This is a genomic window from Brachybacterium nesterenkovii (assembly GCF_900163655.1).
Classification (GTDB): domain Bacteria; phylum Actinomycetota; class Actinomycetes; order Actinomycetales; family Dermabacteraceae; genus Brachybacterium; species Brachybacterium nesterenkovii.
Window position 1 is genome coordinate 1 of the sequence record NZ_FWFG01000054.1, and the last position, 20,268, is coordinate 20,268.

General features: G+C 72.9%; 20 protein-coding genes. 3 read left to right on the forward strand and 17 right to left on the reverse strand.

The features are described from left to right. Nucleotides 1-67: 67 nt before the first annotated feature. A complete protein-coding gene (miaA, locus tag FM110_RS06185) occupies nt 68-988 on the reverse strand; it encodes a tRNA (adenosine(37)-N6)-dimethylallyltransferase MiaA (protein ID WP_087103656.1) in 921 nt (306 codons plus the stop codon). A 340-nt stretch (nt 989-1,328) separates the two neighbouring features. Between miaA and FM110_RS06190 the strand changes: the two genes are divergently transcribed. After that, nucleotides 1,329-1,814, forward strand: coding sequence for a YbjN domain-containing protein (locus FM110_RS06190; protein WP_234991958.1), 486 nt, complete (start codon nt 1,329-1,331; stop codon nt 1,812-1,814). A 50-nt stretch (nt 1,815-1,864) separates the two neighbouring features. Here the strand turns inward: FM110_RS06190 and miaB are convergent, their stop codons facing one another. From miaB to FM110_RS06250, 12 genes are all read right to left on the reverse strand, one after another. Further along, nucleotides 1,865-3,502: a tRNA (N6-isopentenyl adenosine(37)-C2)-methylthiotransferase MiaB gene (miaB, locus tag FM110_RS06195; protein WP_087103658.1), complete on the reverse strand. Its 1,638-nt coding sequence runs from the start codon at nt 3,500-3,502 to the stop codon at nt 1,865-1,867. Between the two features lie 29 nt (nt 3,503-3,531). Next, a complete protein-coding gene (locus tag FM110_RS06200; RefSeq protein ID WP_234991959.1) occupies nt 3,532-4,164 on the reverse strand; it encodes a regulatory protein RecX in 633 nt (210 codons plus the stop codon). 8 nt (nt 4,165-4,172) lie between these two features. After that, the gene (gene recA, locus FM110_RS06205; RefSeq protein WP_087103660.1) at nt 4,173-5,297 is read right to left on the reverse strand and encodes a recombinase RecA; all 1,125 of its coding nucleotides are present in this window, start codon (nt 5,295-5,297) and stop codon (nt 4,173-4,175) included. Between the two features lie 363 nt (nt 5,298-5,660). Further along, on the reverse strand, nt 5,661-5,888 hold the full coding sequence (locus tag FM110_RS06210; RefSeq protein ID WP_087103662.1) for a DUF3046 domain-containing protein: 228 nt from the start codon (nt 5,886-5,888) through the stop codon (nt 5,661-5,663). Between the two features lie 2 nt (nt 5,889-5,890). Then, complete coding sequence (locus FM110_RS06215) at nt 5,891-6,202, reverse strand: helix-turn-helix domain-containing protein (protein WP_087103664.1); 312 nt, start codon at nt 6,200-6,202, stop codon at nt 5,891-5,893. A gap of 325 nt (nt 6,203-6,527) precedes the next feature. Beyond that, nucleotides 6,528-7,238: a CinA family protein gene (locus FM110_RS06220; protein ID WP_087103666.1), complete on the reverse strand. Its 711-nt coding sequence runs from the start codon at nt 7,236-7,238 to the stop codon at nt 6,528-6,530. Further along, nucleotides 7,235-7,837, reverse strand: a complete 603-nt coding sequence (gene pgsA, locus FM110_RS06225) for a CDP-diacylglycerol--glycerol-3-phosphate 3-phosphatidyltransferase (protein ID WP_087103668.1) — start codon at nt 7,835-7,837, stop codon at nt 7,235-7,237. Before pgsA ends, FM110_RS06220 begins: the two co-directional genes overlap by 4 nt. A gap of 64 nt (nt 7,838-7,901) precedes the next feature. Beyond that, nucleotides 7,902-10,763 carry an FtsK/SpoIIIE family DNA translocase gene (locus FM110_RS06230; RefSeq protein ID WP_159457993.1) on the reverse strand — a complete coding sequence of 954 codons (2,862 nt, stop codon included), beginning with the start codon at nt 10,761-10,763 and terminating at the stop codon, nt 7,902-7,904. Nucleotides 10,764-10,975: 212 nt separating this feature from the next. After that, nucleotides 10,976-12,667 (reverse strand): ribonuclease J, encoded by a 1,692-nt coding sequence (locus tag FM110_RS06235; protein WP_087103672.1) that lies wholly within the window; start codon nt 12,665-12,667, stop codon nt 10,976-10,978. Beyond that, nucleotides 12,664-13,605, reverse strand: coding sequence for a 4-hydroxy-tetrahydrodipicolinate synthase (gene dapA, locus FM110_RS06240; protein WP_087103674.1), 942 nt, complete (start codon nt 13,603-13,605; stop codon nt 12,664-12,666). Before dapA ends, FM110_RS06235 begins: the two co-directional genes overlap by 4 nt. A gap of 58 nt (nt 13,606-13,663) precedes the next feature. After that, nucleotides 13,664-14,383, reverse strand: coding sequence for an FAD-dependent thymidylate synthase (gene thyX, locus FM110_RS06245; protein WP_087103676.1), 720 nt, complete (start codon nt 14,381-14,383; stop codon nt 13,664-13,666). Between the two features lie 143 nt (nt 14,384-14,526). Next, on the reverse strand, nt 14,527-15,276 hold the full coding sequence (locus FM110_RS06250) for an HAD-IA family hydrolase (RefSeq protein WP_087103677.1): 750 nt from the start codon (nt 15,274-15,276) through the stop codon (nt 14,527-14,529). A 68-nt stretch (nt 15,277-15,344) separates the two neighbouring features. Between FM110_RS06250 and FM110_RS06255 the strand changes: the two genes are divergently transcribed. Both FM110_RS06255 and FM110_RS06260 read left to right on the forward strand, forming a co-directional pair. Then, a complete protein-coding gene (locus FM110_RS06255; protein WP_087103679.1) occupies nt 15,345-16,115 on the forward strand; it encodes an AzlC family ABC transporter permease in 771 nt (256 codons plus the stop codon). Next, a complete protein-coding gene (locus FM110_RS06260) occupies nt 16,112-16,432 on the forward strand; it encodes an AzlD domain-containing protein (protein ID WP_087103681.1) in 321 nt (106 codons plus the stop codon). The genes FM110_RS06255 and FM110_RS06260 overlap by 4 nt, the downstream gene beginning before the upstream one ends. Nucleotides 16,433-16,529: 97 nt before the next feature. Here FM110_RS06260 and FM110_RS06265 read toward each other — a convergent pair whose 3' ends face one another. The 4 genes from FM110_RS06265 to FM110_RS06280 all read right to left on the reverse strand — a co-directional run bounded on the left by FM110_RS06265 (nt 16,530) and on the right by FM110_RS06280 (nt 20,165). Beyond that, complete coding sequence (locus tag FM110_RS06265; RefSeq protein WP_087103683.1) at nt 16,530-16,955, reverse strand: tetratricopeptide repeat protein; 426 nt, start codon at nt 16,953-16,955, stop codon at nt 16,530-16,532. Between the two features lies 1 nt (nt 16,956). Next, entirely contained in the window at nt 16,957-17,718 is a 762-nt protein-coding gene (gene dapB / locus FM110_RS06270; RefSeq protein ID WP_087103685.1) for a 4-hydroxy-tetrahydrodipicolinate reductase, read from the reverse strand. A gap of 79 nt (nt 17,719-17,797) precedes the next feature. Next, the gene (locus FM110_RS06275; RefSeq protein WP_087103687.1) at nt 17,798-19,126 is read right to left on the reverse strand and encodes a M16 family metallopeptidase; all 1,329 of its coding nucleotides are present in this window, start codon (nt 19,124-19,126) and stop codon (nt 17,798-17,800) included. A 34-nt stretch (nt 19,127-19,160) separates the two neighbouring features. Then, nucleotides 19,161-20,165, reverse strand: coding sequence for a hypothetical protein (locus FM110_RS06280; protein ID WP_143276289.1), 1,005 nt, complete (start codon nt 20,163-20,165; stop codon nt 19,161-19,163). Nucleotides 20,166-20,268 lie beyond the last annotated feature (103 nt).

A 20,268-nucleotide genomic window follows, 5' to 3' on the forward strand; every position in this document is an offset into this window, starting at 1 on the left:
GCCCCAGCCCCAGTCCCAGCCCCAGCCAGAGTCGCAGTCGCAGTCGCAGTCGCAGTCGCAGTGACTCTCAGAGATCCGCGAGGGCGAGCGCCGCATGGCGCAGCGCCGCCGGGTCCTCGGCGGCGTCTACGTCGAGCCAGCGCACCCGTCGGTCGCGGCGGAACCACGTGTCCTGCTTGCGCACCAGGCGGCGGGTGCCCGTGATGGTGGACTCGACCGCGTCCTCGCAGGACATCGCGCCGTCGAGGACGGCCAGGGCCTGCTCGTAGCCGATCGCCCGGCGGGCCGTGCGCCCCCGGTCCAGCCCGCGCTCGCGCAGGGCGCGCGTCTCCTCGAGCAGCCCGTCGCGCACCATGCCGTGCACGCGCCGGGCGATCCGCTCGTGCAGCACGGCGCGGTCGCGGCGCACCCCGATCTGGATCGTCGCGGCGTCGAGGTACTGCTCGCGCGGCAGGTAGGCGCGGAAGCTGCCGCCGGTGATCTCGCCGACCTCGAGAGCCCGCACGATCCGACGGGCGTCCTCGGGCCCGATGTGCTCCGCGGCCGCAGGATCTGTCGCCGTCAGCTCCCGGTGCAGGGCCGAGGCGCCCTCGTGCGCGATCCGCTCCTCGAGGCGGGCGCGGACGGCCGCGTCGGTGGGCGGGAAGGCGATGTCGTCCAGCAGCGCCCGGACGTACAGCCCGGAGCCGCCGACGACGATGGGGACGCGACCGCGCCCCCGGATCGCGTCGATCACCGCCCGGGCCTCGCGCTGGTAGGCGGAGACGCTCGCCTCCTGCGTCACGTCGAGCACGTCGAGGAGGTGATGGGGCACGCCGCGCCGCTCGGCATCGGTCACCTTGGCGGTGCCGATGTCCATGCCCCGGTACAGCTGCAGCGCATCGGCGTTGACGACCTCGCCGTCGAGCGCGAGGGCCAGCTCGATGCCGAGGTCCGACTTGCCGGTGGCGGTGGCGCCGACGACGGCGAGGAGCAGAGCAGCAGGCATGCGAGCAATCTACGTGCCTGCACGGAGCCGGGGCATCCACGCCTGCCGCGGACCGGACGCGCGGGCTGCCGGCATCCACTCCTGCCGCGCACCATGAGCATGTCCTGCGGAGCGTGCGCGCGGGCTGCGGGCCGTGCGCGCTGAGGTCGCGCGCGGTCGATCCCTGCGTGACCGGCGCCTCGGCGGTGAGCTCGCCTGACAGGCCTGCATCTCCGTACCCGGGGGTATGGTGGCCGCTCGTAGCGCATGCGCACACGCCCGGCTGTCTGGCGGCGGCCCGCACCGCGCACCGCCCCGCACGCGTTCACCCGCCCGCACACCGTTGACCCAAGGAGCCCCCGTGACCTCGCCGATGGACTTCCGCCTTCCCGAGCAGGACGGAGCGGGCCTTGAGGCCCTCTCGCTCGCGCGCGTCGAGGCCTGTCTCGAGCGCCACGGGTACGCCTTCGTCGAGGACGAGGAGCACCCGCAGATCCTCCGCGCCCGCTTCGACTCCTACCCGTTCCTGTTCCTGCTGGCCGGGGAGGAGGGCACGATCCTGCAGACCCGCGCCCGCTGGAACCACTCGGTCGACGTGGCCCGCAAGGTCGAGATGGTCAAGCTGTGCAACGAGTGGAACATGAACCACGTGTGGCCCAAGGTGTACGTGCGCCGCGAGGCCGAGACCGTCCTGGGCATGTACGGCGAGGTCGCCACGGACTTCGCGACCGGGTGCCTGGACGAGCAGATCGACCGGGCGATCCAGTGCTCCCTCACCACGATCATCGCGTTCTTCCACGATCTGGAGGAGCGCCTGGGCTCCTCGATCGACGAGCTCGACGCCTGAGAGCGCGCAGCGCTCCTCGATACGCCGACGGCCCGCTTAAACTCTCCTGCTCAGCCGCGCCGCAGCGTCGGCATGCCGAGCCCGACGGGTCCAGCGGGAGCGGGTGATCCGGTCCCGCACGAGGCTGCGTCGGCCGCCGGATCCGTGCGGGCCTCCCAGGCGTCGCCGCTGCGGGTGCGGCGGACGGAGAAGCGCTCCGGCTCCGCGTTCCAGGCGGGCAGCTCCAGGGCCGAGTCGGCGATGAGGTAGTGCGGGGCACCGCGGGTGACGACGGCGGTGACGACGTCCCCGGGGCGCGGACGCTCCGCCTCCGGGAGGCCGGCGGGGAGGGACAGGTGCACCAGGCGGTTGTCCTCGGCGCGCCCGGACAGGCGGTGGGTCTCGCGGTCCCGGTCCCCCTCGCCCTCGGCGATGAGCACCTGCACCGCGCTCCCCTCGAGGCGCTCGTTCTCCTCGGCCGTGATGCGGTCCTGCAGCGCGATGAGGCGCTCGAAGCGCTCCTGCACGACGGCCTTGGGGATCTGATCGGGCATGGTCGCTGCCGGGGTGCCGGGCCGGATCGAGTACTGGAAGGTGAAGGCGCTCGCGAAACGGGAGGCCTCGACGACGTCGAGGGTCTGCTGGAAGTCCTCCTCCGTCTCGCCGGGGAAGCCGACGATGATGTCCGTGGTGATCGCGGCGTGCGGGATCCGCTCGCGCACCTTCTCGAGGATCCCGAGGAACTTCCGGGAGCGGTAGGAGCGGCGCATGGCCCTCAGCATCGCGTCCGAGCCGGACTGGAGGGGCATGTGGAGCGACGGCATCACAGCGGGCGTCTCGGCCATCGCGTCGATGACGTCGTCGGTGAACATCGCCGGGTGGGGCGAGGTGAAGCGGATCCGCTCGAGCCCCTCGATCTCGCCGCAGGCCCGCAGGAGCTTCGCGAAGGCGCCGCGGTCGCCGAACTCGACGCCGTAGGAGTTGACGTTCTGGCCCAGCAGCGTGACCTCGGTGGCGCCGGAGGCGACGACGTCGCGGACCTCGGCGAGCACGTCACCGGGACGGCGGTCCTTCTCGCTGCCGCGCAGGGAGGGGACGATGCAGAAGGAGCAGGTGTTGTTGCACCCCACCGAGATCGACACCCAGGCCGCGTAGACGCTCTCGCGCCGGGTGGGCAGGGTCGAGGGGAACACCTCGAGGGATTCGAGGATCTCGACCTGCGCCTCGCGTCGGTGCGCCGCCCGGTCCAGGAGCACGGGCAGAGAGCCGATGTTGTGGGTGCCGAAGACGACGTCCACCCACGGCGCCTTCTCGACGATGGTCGCGCGGTCCTTCTGCGCGAGGCAGCCGCCGACGGCGATCTGCAGAGCAGGGTTGGCGCGCTTGGCCGGGCGCAGGGCGCCCAGGTTTCCGTAGAGCTTGTTCGCCGCGTTCTCGCGCACCGCGCACGTGTTGAACACGATGACGTCGACCTCGCCCGCCGTCGCATCGGCGCCGTCGGGAGCGGCCGCGTACCCGGCGTCCTCGAGCAGCCCCGTGAGGCGCTCGGAGTCGTGGACGTTCATCTGGCAGCCGAAGGTGCGCACATGGTAGGTGCCGCGGGCGCCTGCGGCGGCATCCGCGCCCTGCATGGGGCCGGGGTGCGGTGCCGCAGTGGCCGCGGGCTGGGGCTGCGGGGCGAGGTTCGGGGCGGTCGCGGTGCTCGACATAGTGCGACCAGGGTACGGGGGCACGGGCCTCAGCGACCGGTCAGGGCGCGCAGCTCGGTGGAGATCACGCGCAGCGCGAGAGCACCGTCATAGCCCTTGCGCCCCAGGTGAGCGTCGAGGCGTCGGGCGACCCTGCCGCGGACCGAGCCGTCGGCGTCGTCCGCCAGGGCGCGCTCCTCGCGCACGAGGCGGTCGCGGACCAGGCGGCGCGCCCGCTCCTCCTCGTCCTCGACGCCGAGCGCGAGCGCCGTGGCGATGTCCTCCAACGCGACGCGCTTGGCCTCGAGCTCGCGGCGCAGGGCCTCGTCCGACAGTCCGCGCAGCTGGCGGCGCTGGGCCACCCAGTCGCGGGCGAAGGCGGCATCGTCGATGAGTCCGGCCCGCCGGGTACGGGCGATGGTCTCGTGGGCGACGTCGCGCGGCACCTCCCGCTGGCGCAGGCGCTCGCGCATCTCTCCCTCGGAGCGACGACGCGAGGACAGCAGGCGCATGAGGTAGCGGCATTCGACCACGACGGCACGGTCGAAGGCGGCCTCCTCGGCCGTGACCGGTGCCGGCGCCGCCGCGAGCACCTCGTCGGTGCGGCGGCGCAGCCCCGCGACGACGGCCCTGTCCCGGTCGGGCCGGGCCGCAGGACCGTCGCCCGCGCTGTCCGTTCCCACCGCGCCGATCAGATCGTCGCGGGGACGTCCTCGTCGAGGAACTCGTCCTCGCCGAGGCCGTCTGCGGCAGCCGAGTCGACATCCGCGCTCTCGGGCTCCTGGGCGTAGGCGCCCACGCCGAGGGTGCGCAGGATCTTGTGCTCGATGTCGACGGCGAGATCCGGGTTGTCCTTGAGGAACTGGCGGGCGTTCTCCTTGCCCTGGCCCAGCTGGTCCCCCTCATAGGTGAACCACGCGCCGGACTTGCGGACGATCCCGTGCTCGACGCCCAGGTCGATGAGACCGCCCTCGCGGGAGATGCCCTCGCCGTAGAGGATGTCGAACTCGGCCTGCTTGAAGGGCGGGGCCATCTTGTTCTTGACCACCTTGACGCGCGTGCGGTTGCCGACGGCGTCGGTGCCCGTCTTGAGCGTCTCGATGCGGCGGATGTCCATGCGCACCGAGGCGTAGAACTTCAGGGCCTTGCCACCGGTGGTGGTCTCGGGGCTGCCGAAGAACACGCCGATCTTCTCGCGCAGCTGGTTGATGAAGATCGCGGTGGTGCCGGTCGAGGATAGGGCGCCGGTGAGCTTGCGGAGGGCCTGCGACATCAGGCGGGCCTGCAGACCCACGTGGGAGTCGCCCATCTCGCCCTCGATCTCGGCCTTGGGCACGAGGGCCGCGACCGAGTCGATGACGATGATGTCCAGGGCGCCCGAGCGCACGAGCATGTCGGCGATCTCGAGGGCCTGCTCGCCCGTGTCGGGCTGGGAGACCAGGAGGGCGTCCGTGTCGACGCCGAGCTTCTTGGCGTACTCCGGGTCCAGGGCGTGCTCGGCATCGATGAACGCGGCGATGCCGCCGTTGCGCTGGGCGCTCGCGACCGCGTGCAGGGCGACCGTGGTCTTGCCGCTGGACTCGGGGCCGTAGACCTCGACGATGCGGCCGCGCGGCAGACCGCCGATGCCGAGCGCGACGTCCAGCGCGACGCTGCCCGTGGGGATCACCTCGACCGGGGGACGGGTCTCGTCGCCCAGGCGCATGATCGATCCCTTGCCGAACTGGCGGTCGATCTGGGCGAGCGCGGCGTCGAGCGCCGAGGTGGGGGCGGAGCCCTTGGCTCCTGCCGAGGCGGTGGACTTCGATGCAGCCATGTCTGTGTCTTTCCTTCCACGGGGCCGGGTGCTCCGGCAGCTGGTGACCGTGATTCCACGCTAGGCGGAGGGTCTGACGAACGAGCCGGAGAGGCCGTCGCATGTGGACGATGCAGGGATGTGGAGGAGACCCGGGGCGTGTCGCGGGGCTGCGCCCGGGGTCCTGCCGACGTCGACACCATACCCGAACAGATGTTCGAACGTGCGCAGCGTCCGGCGTGTCGCGCGACGGCCGCCGTGGACGCGGGCCGCCATGAACACCGGCAGGTGCGGGAGCGGGTCGGCGCGGGTCAGCGCAGGCCGGTACGGGAGCGGATCGGCGCGCGCGTGGCGTCGTGCGCGCAACGGGAGCCCGACCTCGGCTCAGCGGCGGCGGCGCTCCTCGGGAGGGATCTCCCAGCGCCGGGACTCGGGCACGTCCATCTCATCGCACAGCGCCGTCCACACGCGCCGCACGTCCTCGCCATCGTCGAGGGCGACGGCGGCCGTGCGGCCGCCGAACGGGACCAGGCCGAGCTCGAGGGTGTAGGTGCGCGCGAGCACGGGCCCGAACACGTGCTCGGACAGGGCGGTGAACTCGCTGCGGCGCACGGTCAGCGCGCGCCGACCAGCTCCGTGCCGCCGGCATCGCGCGCGAGCGACTCGGGGACGGTGTCGGGGACGACCACGCCCTCGGCGAGAGCGATGCGGTCCGAGACCTCGCGCAGCACGTACGAGAGCGGCAGGCCCAGCGCGTCGGCGACGGAGGCGAGCAGCTCGGAGGATGCCTCCTTCTGTCCGCGCTCGATCTCGCCGAGGTAGCCGAGGGAGACGCGCGCGTCCGAGGAGACCTGGCGCAGCGTGCGGCCCTGGGCGCGACGGGCGTCGCGCAGGACGTCGCCGAGCTCCTGGCGGAAGACGACCATCGGGCGACCTCCCTTCGCGGTCTGCGGCGCGCTGGGCGCCGGGGGCTGTGCGGATGCGAGCTTCTGACGGGCGGGGACGGGGAGCGGCCCGCGCACGGCGGGCCCTCCCGCACGCCGGGTCCCCGTCGGCCGCGAGACGGGCCCTCGGCCCAGCGGTCGGACGACGGGACGGTGCGCGGTGCTCGAAGAAGTGCTCATCACGAACGGTGCAACGCGCAACCCTGCCAACGTGTTCCCGAGGATCCTACGGGCAGGTCCCGGACGCGTCCTGGGGATATCGCACCGCGGACGTCCCGCTGCGGGGCGGCGGCGACCCTGCGAGCCGTCAGGAGCCCGTGACCTGCGCTATCGCCGTTCCCAGCAGGTCGAGCGCCGCGTCGACGCTCGCCGCGCGGACCGTGGGCCGATCCCCGGGGAGACGCAGCTCACGCACGGCGAGGATCCCGGTGCCATCCCCGACCGACCGGTCCGCGGCGTTCCCGACCGCCCGGTCCGTGTCGTCCGAGGCCGGCTGGTCCGCACGATCTGCGACCACCCGGTCCGCACCGTTCTCGACCGCTGTCTCGGCGGCCCCACCGGCCGCGCCGCGACTGTGCAGGCGCATCAGCGCGCGCGGCGACGCCGCGACGGCGAGGTGGACCGTCCCCGCGGGAACGCCGCGCTCATCGGGCCCCGGTCCGGCGACGCCCGTCGTGGAGACGGCGAGGTCCGCGTCGTAGGCGGCGAGGGCGCCGCTCGCCATCGCGACGGCGGTGGCGGCGTTCACGGCCCCCTCGCGGGCGAGCAGGTCCGCATCGACGCCCAGCACGGCCGTCTTGGCCGCGTACGTGTAGCAGGCCGCTCCCCCGGCGACGCAGCGGCTCGCGCCCGGCACGTCCACCAGCGCGGCGACGACGGCGCCCGCCGTCAGCGACTCCGCGGTCGCGAGCATCAGTCCCGCCGCCGCGGCGGCCTCGACGACCTCGCGCGCCGCACGACCGCGCGCGCCGCCGTCGGGCTCCGGGCCCGCGGTCACCGCGAGCGCGGAGGGGCTCATGAGAGCGTGGCGAGGGCCTCGCGACGCAGCCGCAGCCCGTCGCGCACGTTGATCGCCCCCGACCACATCGTCAGCACGAAGGCGATCGCGACCAGTGCCAGCCCGATCCAGCGCGCGGGCTCCCACCACAGCTCGAACGGGAGCAGGCAGAACGCGATCGCGATCGACTGCATCATCGTCTTGGCCTTGCCGGAGATGGTCGCGGGCAGCGCGCCGTGCTTGAGGATCGTGAAGCGCATGATCGTGATGCCGAACTCGCGCACGAGGATCAGGATCGTCATCCACCACGGCACGTAGTCCCAGACCGACAGCATCACGAAGGCGGCGCCGGTCATGCCCTTGTCGGCGATGGGGTCCATGATCTTGCCGAAGTCGGTGATCAGGTTGCGGCTGCGCGCCAGGTGCCCGTCGAGGAAGTCGGTGACCATCGCGATCACGAAGATCGCGCAGACCACGAACCGGCCCGGGACCGAGGTCTCGTACAGCGCGGCGACCACCACGAACAGCGGCACCATCACGCAGCGGACCATCGTCAGGATGTTGGCGATGTTCCACAGGGGCACCGGCGGGTGCTCGGGAGCGGTGCTGCTCGTCGTCATCGTGTCTCCTCGTCTCGGGTCGCCCCTGCGCCGCGTCCTATGCGGGCCGCGGCTCCGGGCGCGCTCAGCGGCCCGTCAGGGCCCAGGCGTCCTCATCGTCGTCGGACGGCTCGTCCATGTCGTCGTAGTAGTCGACGGCGGGCTCGGTGCCGTCGTCGGCCAGCGGGTCCTCGCCGTAGCGGTCCTGGCCGCCCTCTCCCCCGTGCGGGGCCGGCTCCGCGGCGGGCGCGGCGCTCGGCGGCTCGTCCTCGCCCTTGATGCGGGCGATCGCCCCGGCCAGATCGTCCGGGTGCACCAGCACGTCGCGGGCCTTCGAGCCCTCCGAGGGGCCGACGATCTCCCGGGACTCGAGCAGGTCCATGAGGCGACCGGCCTTGGCGAAGCCGACGCGCAGCTTGCGCTGGAGCATCGAGGTGGAGCCGAACTGCGTCGTGACCACGAGCTCGGCGGCCTGCAGCAGGACGTCGAGGTCGTCGCCGATGTCGTCGTCGATCTGCTTCTTGGCCGTCGTGACCGCGACATCCTCGCGGTAGTTCGGCTTCATCTGCGCCTTGACGTGATCGACGACCTTGTGGATCTCCGACTCGTTGACCCAGGCGCCCTGGACGCGCATCGGCTTGGCCACGCCCATCGGGTGGAACAGGGCATCGCCCTGGCCGATCAGCTTCTCGGCGCCGGGGGTGTCGAGGATGACGCGGGAGTCCTGCAGCGACGATGTCGCGAACGCGAGGCGGCTGGGCACGTTGGCCTTGATGATGCCGGTGACGACGTCGACGCTCGGGCGCTGCGTGGCCAGGATCAGGTGGATGCCGGCCGCGCGGGCGAGCTGCGTGATGCGCTGGATCGAGGCCTCGACGTCGCGCGGGGCGACCATCATGAGGTCCGCGAGCTCGTCGACGACCACCAGCAGGTAGGGGTAGGGCGCCAGACGGCGCTCGCTGCCCGGAGGCGGCGTCACCTCACCCGCGCGGACGGCTTTGTTGAAGTCGTCGATGTGCTTGAACCCGAACGCCGCGAGGTCGTCGTAGCGCATGTCCATCTCCTTCACCACCCACTCGAGGGCCTCCGCGGCCTTCTTCGGGTTGGTGATGATGGGGGTGATGAGATGCGGGATGCCCTCGTAGATCGTGAGCTCCACGCGCTTGGGGTCCACGAGGACCATGCGGACCTCCTCAGGGGTGGCGCGCATGAGGATCGACGTGATCATCGAGTTCACGAAGCTCGACTTGCCGGCGCCGGTGGCGCCCGCCACGAGCAGGTGCGGCATCTTGGCGAGGTTCGCCGTGACGTAGCCGCCCTCGACGTCCTTGCCCACGCCCATGACCATCGGGTGCTCGTTGCGCGTGGCCACCGGGGAGCGCAGGACGTCGCCCAGGGCCACCGTCTCGCGGTCCGTGTTGGGGATCTCGATGCCGATCGCCTTCTTGCCGGGGATCGGCGAGAGGATGCGCACGTCGGCGCTCGCGACGGCGTACGAGATGTTCTTGGACAGGGCCGTGACCTTCTCGACCTTCGTGCCCGTGCCGAGCTCCACCTCGTAGCGCGTGACCGTCGGGCCGCGCGTGAAGCCGGTGACCTCGGCGTTGATGCCGAACTGCTCGAACACCTCGCCGAGGGCCTCGACCACGCGGTCATTGGCCTCCGAGCGCGTCTTGTGCGGGGGCCCCTCGACGAGGAAGGAGGCGTCGGGGAGGGTGTAGACGATGTCGCCCGCGAGCTCAAGCTGCTCGCCCGCACGGGGAAGGTCGCCCATGGGCGGCGGCACGAGCTCGGCCTCCGGCTCCGGGGCCGGGGCCGGCTTCTGGGGGGCCTTCGCCGCGGCGCGGGAGCCCGCACCGCTCGGCATCGGGGCCGTCGCCGATGGGAAGGTCTTCTGGCGCTTGTTCTCCTCGGCGATGACGTCGTAGACCTCGGCGTCGGCCTCGGTGCTCTCCGCCGCGGCCGCCGCAGCGGGCTCGGCCTTCGCGCCGCGGGCCGGCCGCCGGCGACGCCGGTCGGACCCGGCGCCCTGCTCCTCGGCCTGGGCGTCGGCGTCGACGCCGCGGGCGAAGGCCTCGTCGCCCACGTACCCGAACTCGTCGTGGTCGCGCTCGGCGTCCTTCTTCTTCGAGCGCGGCGTGCGGCGCTTGGTCGCCGGCGCCTCCTCCGCCGCGATCGCCTGCGTGGGATCGGTGCGGCGCGGGCGCAGACCGAAAGCCTCGCGCTCGGCGTCCTCGGCCTCGCTGTGGCCCACCAGGGTCGCGTAGGCCCCGCGGAGGCGATCGGGCACGGACTCCACCGGCGTGGCCGTCAGCACGAGCACGCCGAAGAGGGCGACCACCGCGTAGAGGACGATCACGGCGACCTCGGGCAGCAGCGCGACGACAGGCGCGGCCGCCAGGTAGCCCAGGACGCCGCCGCCGCGGGCGAGGGCGTCGATGCCGTCGGCGGGCGCTGGCATGCGGGCCGCGATCGAGGCGATCGCTGCGAGCGCGGTCAGGATGATCCCGATGCCCAGGGCGATGCGGGTATTGGCGCGCACCAGGTCCGGGCGGCGGAACATGCGCAGCGACCAGCCCAGCAGCAGCAGCGGCAGCACCACGGAGATGATGCCGAGGGTGCCCGCGGTGACCGTGTGCACCGCGCCGAAGAAGGCGCCCGGCACCTGCCACCACTCGCGGATCGCGACGAGGGCGGCCAGCAGCAGGAGCAGCAGGGCGTAGCCGTCGCGCCGCTGATCGTGGGCGACCTCCCAGCGCGCGACGCCGATGCCGCGGACCATGCCGCCGACCATGCGGGCCAGCGCCAGGTAGCCGGTGCGGACGGCGCGCACGGGGAGCGGGAGCGTCGAGGGATCGTGCGCCCGGGCTCCGGATGCGCGCGCAGAGCCGGAGGTGCGGGACGAGCCCTTCGACGCACGTGCGGGGGAAGACGTACGTGTCGCCATGTACGTCAATGTACCGTCCATCGTCCCGGGTGCCGGGGACGCGGGGGTGTGATGCGCCCCGGGCGCTTCCCGGAGGGGAGCGCCCGGGGCACCGGGCAGATCAGAAGGGCGAGCGGTCCGGCCTCACGCTTCGACGACGACAGTTCCCTCTGCCGCGTCTCCTCGCGCTCAGCCTGCGCCGGGAGCTCGTCCCTCGCACCCGGACTCCGGCCTCACGCTTCGACGACGACGGGGATGATCATCGGGCGGCGGCGCAGGCGCGAGACGTGGCGGCCGACGACGCGGCGCATCACCTGCTGCAGCTGGTAGGTGTCCTTGCGCCCCGTATGTTCCGCGACGGCCTTCTCGAGCGCCTTGACGATCTCCGGCTTGACCTTCTCGAACACCGCATCGTCCTCGGCCACGCCGCGGGCGTGGATCTCCGGCCCGGCGATGAGCATGCCCGTCTCGGAGTTGACCACGGCGAACACCGAGATGAAGCCCTCGTCGGACAGGATCCGGCGGTCCTTCAGGTCGGTCTCGGAGACCTCGCCCACACTCGAGCCGTCGACGTACACGTAGCCGTTGGGGATCTCCCCGACGACCTTCGCGACCCCGTCCCTCAAATCCACGACGGAGCCGTCGTGCGCGAGCACCACGTTCTCGGACGGAACGCCCGAGGACTCGGCCACCTTGCCGTTGGCGATGAGGTGGCGCACCTCCCCGTGGATCGGCATGACGTTCTTGGGGCGGATGATGTTGTAGCAGTACAGGAGCTCGCCGGCGCTCGCGTGACCGGAGACGTGCACGCGCGCGTTGCCCTGGTGGACCACCTCGGCGCCGAGCGCCATGAGGCTGTTGACCACGCGGAACACGGCGTTCTCGTTGCCCGGGATGAGCGAGCTGGCGAGGATCACGACATCGCCCTCGCCCACCGAGATCTGGTGGTCGCGGTTGGCGATGCGACCCAGCGCAGCCATGTGCTCACCCTGGCTGCCGGTGCACATGAGCACGACCCGGTCGTCCGGCAGATCGCCGATCCTCTTGGCATCGATGAGCACGTTCGGCGGCACGTTCAGGTAGCCCATCTCCTGGGCGATCTTCATGTTGCGCACCATCGAGCGGCCGACGAACGCGACGCGGCGGTCGTGCTTCGCGGCGGCGTCGAGCACCTGCTGGACGCGGTGGACGTGGCTCGAGAACGAGGCCACGACGATCTTCTGCGTCGCCCGGCCGAAGATGCCGTCGATGACGGGGCCGATCTCCCGCTCGGAGGTCGTGAAGCCGGGGACCTCCGCGTTCGTCGAGTCCGTCATGAACAGGTCCACGCCCTTCTCGCCGAGGCGGGCGAAGGCGCGCAGGTCCGTGATGCGGCCGTCCAGCGGCAGCTGGTCCATCTTGAAATCGCCCGTGTGCAGCAGCGAGCCCGCCTCCGTCGACACGTAGACGGCGAGCGCATCCGGGATCGAGTGGTTGACCGCCACGAACTCGCAGTCGAAGGGCCCGAAGCTCTCGGTGTCGCCCTCCTTCACAGCGAGGGTGTGCGGGGTGATGCGGTGCTCCTTGAGCTTGGCCTCGACGAAGGCGAGGGTCAGCTGGCTGCCCACCAGCGGGATGTCGGGCTTGAGGCGCAGCAGGTAGGGGACGGCGCCGATGTGGTCCTCGTGCCCGTGGGTGAGGACGATCGCCGCGATGTCGTCAAGGCGGTCCTTGAGGTAGTCGAAGTCGGGCAGGATCAGGTCCACGCCCGGCTGGGACTCCTCGGGGAACAGGACGCCGCAGTCGATGACGAGCAGACGGCCGTCGAAGTCGACGACGGCCATGTTGCGGCCCACGTCTCCGAGGCCTCCGAGCGGGATGATCCGCATCGTGTCCTTGCGGAGCTTGGGGGGCTGGTTCTGGCGCTGCGCGAAAGGCGTGCTCATGCGTTCCTCCGGGAGGTGGTGGTGGAGCCGTCGATCAGGCCGGCCGCCTCGAGGACCGCGGCGAGCGCGCGCGTCTGCGCGTCGTCGGCCGGGGCGAGGGGGCCGCGGACCGCGGCGTGGGGGATCACGCCCTGGAGTGCCAGGGCGGTCTTGGCTGCGACGACGCCGGGCATGATGCCCATGATCGCGTCGACGAGGGGGGACAGGCGGGTGTGGAGCGTGCGGGCGAGGGGGAGGTCGCTGCGGTCGACGGCCGCGATGACCTCGCTCTCGAGCTCCGGGTCGACCTGACCGACGACGGAGACGATGCCGCTGGCGCCGATCGCCATCCACGGCAGGTTCAGGGCGTCCTCGCCGCTGTAGTAGGCCAGGTCGGTGCGCGCCATGACGCCGGCGGCCTGGGCCAGGTCGCCCTTGGCATCCTTGAGCGCGAGGATCCGCTCGTGCTCGGCCAGGCGCAGGATCGTCTCGAGCGCGAGCGGGACGCCGGAGCGGCCCGGGATGTCGTACAGCATCACGGGCACATCGGTGGCATCTGCGATCCCCTCGACGTGGCGGGCGATGCCCTCCTGCGAGGGTTTCGAGTAGTACGGGGTGACGACGAGGAGGCCGTCGACGCCCAGCTCGGCGCTTGCCCGGGCCAGCGCGATGCTGTGGCGGGTGTCGTTGGTGCCGACGCCGGCGAGGATCGTCGGCTCGTCGCCGACGGCCTCGCGGACCGCGCGGACGATCGCGTGCTTCTCCTCGTCGGACGTGGTCGGGGACTCCCCCGTGGTCCCGCCGAGCACCAGCATGTCCACGCCGTGCTCGACGAGGTGGACGGCGAGCGCCTGGGCGGCGTCGAGGTCGAGCGCGGCCGAATCCGGCGTGAACGGGGTGACCATGGCGACCCCGTTGGCCCCGAAGGGCCGGGCGGGGATCGTGCCGCTGCTGCTCATGGGGATCTCCTGGGTCGTGCGGTGCTCGCGGGTGCGGGGCGGGAGGGGCGGTGGCGGATCAGGGGGCGATGCGGCCGCCCGCGTTGAAGGCGTCGTACGTCAGGGGCATCGCCTCGGCGAAGGCGGTCTCCATCTTCTCGGCCACCATCTCGATCTCGCGCTGCGGGAACGAGGGGAAGGCGGCGTCCTCGCGCTTGGTGCGCAGGGACAGGAAGTTCATGAGCGAGCGCGCGTTCATGGTGACGTACATCGACGAGTACAGGTTCAGCGGGAGCACCGCGCGGGCGACCTCGCGGGCCACCCCGGACTCGAGCATCCGCTGGTAGGACTCGAACGCGGCGGTCGCGGTCTCGCGGATCTCGCGCTCGACGATCTCGTGCTGCTCGTCGGTGCCGGGGCGGAACTCGTAGGCGCCGGGCTTGCCCACCTGCACGAGGTTGCGCTCGCGCGAGGGCGTGTAGAACACGGGGCGCATCTCACGATAGCGGCCCGACTCCTCGTTGTAGCTGGCGATGCGGTGGCGCATGAACTCGCGGAACACGAAGATCGGCGCCTCGACGAAGAAGGTGAACGAGTTGTGCTCGAAGGGGCTGCCGTGGCGGTCGCGCATGAGGAAGCGGATGAGCCCCCGGTCGCGCTCGGTGGCCTCGGTCCCGGCGGCCGCGAGGGACTGCTCGCCCTGGGTGGAGACGCGGGCCGCGAAGATCACGTCGCTGTCGCGGGCGGCGCAGCGGACGAGATCGGCGGTCATGTCGGACCGGAAGACGATGTCGCTCATGGTGCCCCACCCTAGTCGAGGGTCCTCAGCCCCTCCCCCGGGCGCGCCGGGACCTCCTCGGGGTGCGGTGAGCGCCTCATCCCGGGCCACCACCGCCGCGCCCGGGAGCTCGCCGGGGCCCGTCCGTCAACGGGGCCTGTGCGTCATCGTGCTCGGCGCGTCACCTCGAGGCGGCCGTCCACGGCGCGCACCGTCACGTCGTCGAGCGTCCCGACGATCGCGTCGGCGACGGGGGCGAGGCTCTCGCGCGGCGTCGTGGTGGTGACCGCGAGGGTCAGCGCGCCCGCGTCGCGCCCCGAGGCGAGGCCCCCGAGGGAGTCCTCGAGGACGAGCGCCTGCTCCCCCGCGACCCCCAGACGCCGCATGCCCAGCAGGTAGGGCGCCGGGTCGGGCTTGCCCCGCTCGACCTGGTCCGCGGTCACGAGACCGTCTGGATGGGGAAGTCCGGTCGTGGCCCAGCGCGTCTCGAAGAGGCGGCGGGTGCACGAGGTGACGATCGTCCAGACGGGGCGTCCGAGCTCGCGCTCGATCTCGTCGAGCTCGGCCAGGAGGCGCTCGGTGCCCGGCAGGATCTCGATGCCGTCGACGTCGGCGAGCTCGCGGGCCTCGATGTGCTCGAACGCCGCGTCGATCTCCTCCTCGCTGCGCTCCGGGAAGACCCTGCGCAGCGACTGGCGCGCCGGGACGCCGTGGAAGTCGTGGGTGAAGGTGCGATCGCTGCCGAGCTCGGCGAGCCCCTGGTTCCAGGCGCGGACCACCGCGGGCGTGGAGTCGACGAGCGTGCCGTCCATGTCGATGAGGAGGGCGTCGACCGTGAAGGAGAAGGCGTCCTGGGATGCTGCTGCGGGCCGTCCGGCGGAGTCGGCGGAGGTAACGGTGGAGGAGTCGATCATGCCCCCACGGTCTCACGGCCCGGGCTCCCGCTCCGCACGACCTGCCGCGCCGATACAGTGACCTCGCCATGACCGCGAGCACCAGCACTGCCCTCGATCCCGCCCACGAGATCCCCGCGATCCGCCGCCGCGGCTGGTCGGTGGGCCTGGCGACGGGCCTGTACGGCATCTCCTTCGGCGCCCTCGCGACGGCCTCCGGCCTGTCGCTGTGGCAGGCGGTGGTGCTGTCGGCCGTCCTGTTCTCCGGGGGCAGCCAGTTCGCGCTCGTCGGCGTCATCGGCGGCGGGGGCGGCGCGGTCGGAGCGGTCCTGGCCTCGGTGCTGCTGGGGATCCGCAACACCCTGTACGGGGTGGTGCTCGCGCGCACCCTGCCCCGCGGGGGCCTCCGAGGCCTGCTGCGCGCCCATCTGACGATCGACGAGTCCACCGCGACGGCGCTGTCGGGCACGACCGATGAGGCCCGGCGCGCAGGGTTCTGGGCGGCGGGCGTCGGCGTGTGGATCTTCTGGAACCTGTTCACGCTCATCGGGGCCCTGGCCGGTCAGCACATCGCCGACCCCGGCGCCTGGGGGCTCGACGGGGCGGCCGCGGCCGCCTTCCTGGCGCTGCTGTGGCCGCGTCTGGCCAGCCGCGACCTCGTGGCCCTCGCCGTGGCCGCGGGCTTCGTCGCGACGATCACCACGCCGATGCTGCCGGCGGGCCTGCCGGTGCTCGCGGCCGCGGCGGTCGCCGTCGTCGTCGGCCTCGTGGGCGCCTCGCGCGCGCACCCGGCGCGCGCGGCGGAGGGCGAGCCGGGAGCCCCGGATGAGCGACCGGCCACCGCGGAGGCGCAGCGATGACCGCGACCGTGCTGTGGATCGCCGTGATCGTCGCCTCCCTCGCGAGCGTGGCCCTGAAGTGGCTCGGCTACCAGGTGCCCCCGCAGCTGCTCGAGCGCCCCGTGATCGCCCGCGTCACGGGCCTGCTGCCCATCGCGCTGCTCGGGGCCCTGCTGGCGACGCAGACGCTCACCAGCGGGCAGGCGATCGTGCTCGACGCCCGCGTGCTCGGGGTCGCGGTCGCCGCGCTGCTGCTGTGGCGGCGGGCGCCGTTCCTGCTGGTGGTCATCGCCGGGGCCGCGGTCACGGCGCTGCTGCGGCTGGCGGGGATGCCCTAGCGGGAGCCGAGCACCGCGGGACGGCGGCACGGCCGCGCATTCCGCAGCGCCGCCCGGGAACAGTCCGCCGCACGGTGCAGTCCGCCAACCCGGACCGTCAGCGCCCCGCGCGCTCCAGCTCAATGGCCCGCCGCACGCTCTCGCGGGCATGGCGGCGGTCCCGCAGCGCGTCGTAGGCCAGGCCCAGGCGGTACCAGGAGCGCCAGTCCCCCTCCCCCGTCCCCTCGGCCGCGGCCCGGGCGGCCTCGAACTCGGCCCGGGGATCCGCGGTCGCGTCCGCCGACGGCTCCACCGGGGCGGCGTCGGTGCGATAGGCCCGCCCGAGCCGTGCGGCGGCGAGCCCGAACAGCACCTCGCGCCAGGTGACCCACACGGTCAGCACCAGCAGCGCGCAGATCGCGAGGGCGAAGCCCCATCCCAGCGCCGTGCCCGCCCGCGCGAAGCCCCAGGCGATCCAGCCGAGCGCCCAGCAGAACAGGGCGGTCAGCACCAGCAGGACGCCGAGGAAGAGCCGCTCGCGCATGTCAGTGCGCGCCGAGGTCCATGTACCCGTCCAGGCCCACGGTCAGGCCCGGGTGCGAGGCGACCTCGCGGACGCCCAGCAGCACGCCCGGCATGAAGCTCGCACGGTCGAAGGAGTCGTGGCGGATGGTCATCTGCTCGCCGACGCCGCCGAAGAGGATCTCCTCATGGGCCACGAGGCCGCGCAGGCGCACCGCATGGACGTGGACGCCGTCGACCACGGCACCGCGGGCGCCGTCGGGATCGCTCGCCGTCGCGTCGGGCATCGCGCCGAGGCCCGCGGCGGCGCGTCCGCGGGCGATCGCGGCGGCCGTGTGGCGCGCGGTCCCCGAGGGGGCGTCGACCTTGTCGGGGTGGTGCAGCTCGACGATCTCCGCGCTCTCGTAGTAGTGGGCGGCGACCTCGGCGAAGCGCATGGCGAGCACGGCGCCGATCGCGAAGTTCGGGGCGATGAGCACGCCGGTGGAGGGGGCATCGCCGAGGGCCTCGCGGACCTCGGCGAGGGACTCCTCGGTCCAGCCGGTCGCGCCGACGACGGCATGGATGCCGTTGCTCACGGCCCACAGCACGTTGTCCTTGGTGACGGAGGGGACCGTGAGGTCGACGACCACGCGGGCCCCGGCGCGCAGGGCGTCGTCGCGGTCGTCATCGGGGCCGATGCCGGCGACGAGCTCGAGGTCGTCGGCCGCCTCGATCGCGCGGACGGCGGCGGAGCCCATGCGGCCGGGGGCTCCGAGGACGGCGACGGGGATCGGATCGGTCATGGCGGGGGTCCTTCCAGACGTGGGACGAACAGGGATCAGGCGGCGGGGCCGCTGCGGTCGGGCCGCGGGGCCGGCAGCATCAGGCAGCCGGGCCGACGTCGACGCGGGTCGTGAACGAGGCGGCGAGACGCTGGGCGAGCTCCTGCACGTCGCTCGCCCGGACGGCGGCGATGCGCTCGACCGTCTCATCCACGCTCGTATAGCGGCCATGGACCAGCTCGGCGGTGCCCAGCCGGCCCATGCGGGACGTGGTGTCCTCGAGCCCGAGGGCCAGGGTGCCGGTGATCTGGCCGAGGGCGCGGCGCATCTCGGCGTCGGTCACGCCATCGCGGGCCATCTGCGCGACCTCAGCGGCCATCAGCTCGACCACCTGGGCGGCGCGCGCGGGTCGGCATGCGGCGTACAGGCCGAACAGGCCGGCCTCGCGGTAGCCGCCGGAGAAGGAGTACACGGAGTAGGCCAGACCGCGCTGCTCGCGGACGTTCTGGAACAGGCGCGAGGACATGCCGCCGCCGAGGATCGCCATGAGCACGCTCATGATCTGGCGGTCCGCGCTCGTGGAGGTCAGGCCCGGGCCGCCGAGGTAGACGTGGGTCTGCTCGGTCTCCCGCTCCAGGCGGTGCGGCACGATGGCATCGACGTCGACGCCGCCGGGCATTGCGAAGGGGGCGCCATCGCGGCGAGGGCGCGGCAGGGCCCCCTCGGCCAGCTCCCAGCCGCCTGCGCGCAGGCGCTCGGCGAGCAGGGCGGCCAGGGTGTCGTGGTCGAGATCGCCGACGGCCGTGACCACGAGGTTCTCGGGCCGGTAGTGCTCGGCGTAGTGGGCGCGCACCGCATCGACCCCGAGGGCCTCGACGGCCGCGACGGTCCCCCCGACGGGCCGGCCCAGCGGGGTGTCGGGGCCGAGCACGTCGGCCAGGAAGGTCTCGTAGCCGACGTCGGTGGGGTCGTCCTCGGCCATCGCGAGCTCCTCGAGGATCACCTCGCGCTCGGTGGCCAGGGACTCATCGGTCAGGGAGGCCGAGGTGATCATGTCGGCCAGCACGTCGACCGCCAGCGGCAGGTCCGCGCTGCGCACGCGCCCGTAATAGAAGGTGTGCTCCTTGGCCGTGACCGCGTTGGACTCGCCGCCCACCTCGTCGAAGGCGGTCGCGATGTCCAGCGCGCTGCGGCGGGCGGTGCCCTTGAACAGCAGGTGCTCGAGCACGTGGGTGGAGCCGGCGTGCTCGGGGGTCTCGTCGCGCGATCCGCGCGGGATCCACAGGCCCACGGTCACCGAGCGCACGGAGCGGTCCGCCTCGGTCAGCAGGCGCACGCCGCCGGGCAGGATGCTGCGGCGCACGAGGGATCCCGTCTCGGACAGGATCAGGTCGGACGTCGGATAGGTCATCGGGAGGTCGACAGGCACCACGGAATCCTCCCACGGATCGCGGGCGCGATGCTCAGGGGCCCGACTCCTCGAGCACGCGTTCCCCCTCCCAGGAGCACTCGACGGCGTAGCCGCGCCGATCGACGGCATCGGCGACCGCGTCGTGGGCGTCGTCGCACAGGCCCGTCACGCGCTCGGGGACGGCGGCGCCCGGCGAGGGCGTCGGCGTCCCTCCACCGCGGCGCTCGGAGACGTGGATCTGCGCCATGACCGCGCCGCCCTCCTCCCACACGGTGGCCGTCGATGTCATCGGCTCCCCGTCGTGGCCGCGGGCGGCCCCGAGGACCGCCTGCCATGCGCGGACCGCGTCCGCGTCCCGATCGCCTCCCAGCACGACCCGTCCGGAGTGGTCCTCCCCGTCCGCCGTCTCCAGCCGGGGCTCCCCCACGACCTCGCCGCTCCCGAACCGTGCGTCCCCGCCCCAGCGGGCGGCTTCGGCCGCATCCACCGCGGCGGGGTCCGCGACCTCCTGGGAGAAGTGGGCGGTGAAGCGGTGGCCGCCGTCGCCCAGCCCTCGGTGCTCGACCGCCAGGCGCGTGAAGCCCGTCATATCCCAGGCCTCGAGCATCCGGGTCGTGTCCGCCTCCTCCGGCAGCGCCGTGAGCTGCAGGGTGCGCCCGCCGTCGATGCCCTCGACCGTCAGGCTCGTGGAGTGCTCGCGCGCCTCGGGGTCCGCGAGCGCGGAGCGCCAGGCGTCGGTCACGGGTGCGAGCTCCCCCGGCCCGATGCCGGGGTCGGTCGTCGCGGTCACCGTGATGGAGGACTCGAACTCCGCACCGGTGCTCGCCTCGCCCGTGGCCTCGGCGATGCCGGCTGCCTGCTCGACCTCCTGCGCCATCTGCGCGGCCAGGCGCGAGGCTTCCGCGCTCACGCAGCCGCTGAGGGACAGGGCGATGCCGGCGCCGATCGCGAGCAGACGCGCCCGATGCCGACGGCCCGTCGGCATCGGCCCCGGGCACCGCGGCACGCTGGCGTGACGGCCCCGCTGCAGCGGAGAGGAATGGGGCTGGTGCTCCATGAGCCGACCCTAGCCGTTGCGACCGGCCCGGACATGCGCGAGGACGGCACCCCCGGATGGGGATGCCGCCCTCAGCACTGCCTGCCGCCCGCGCTCCGGTCAG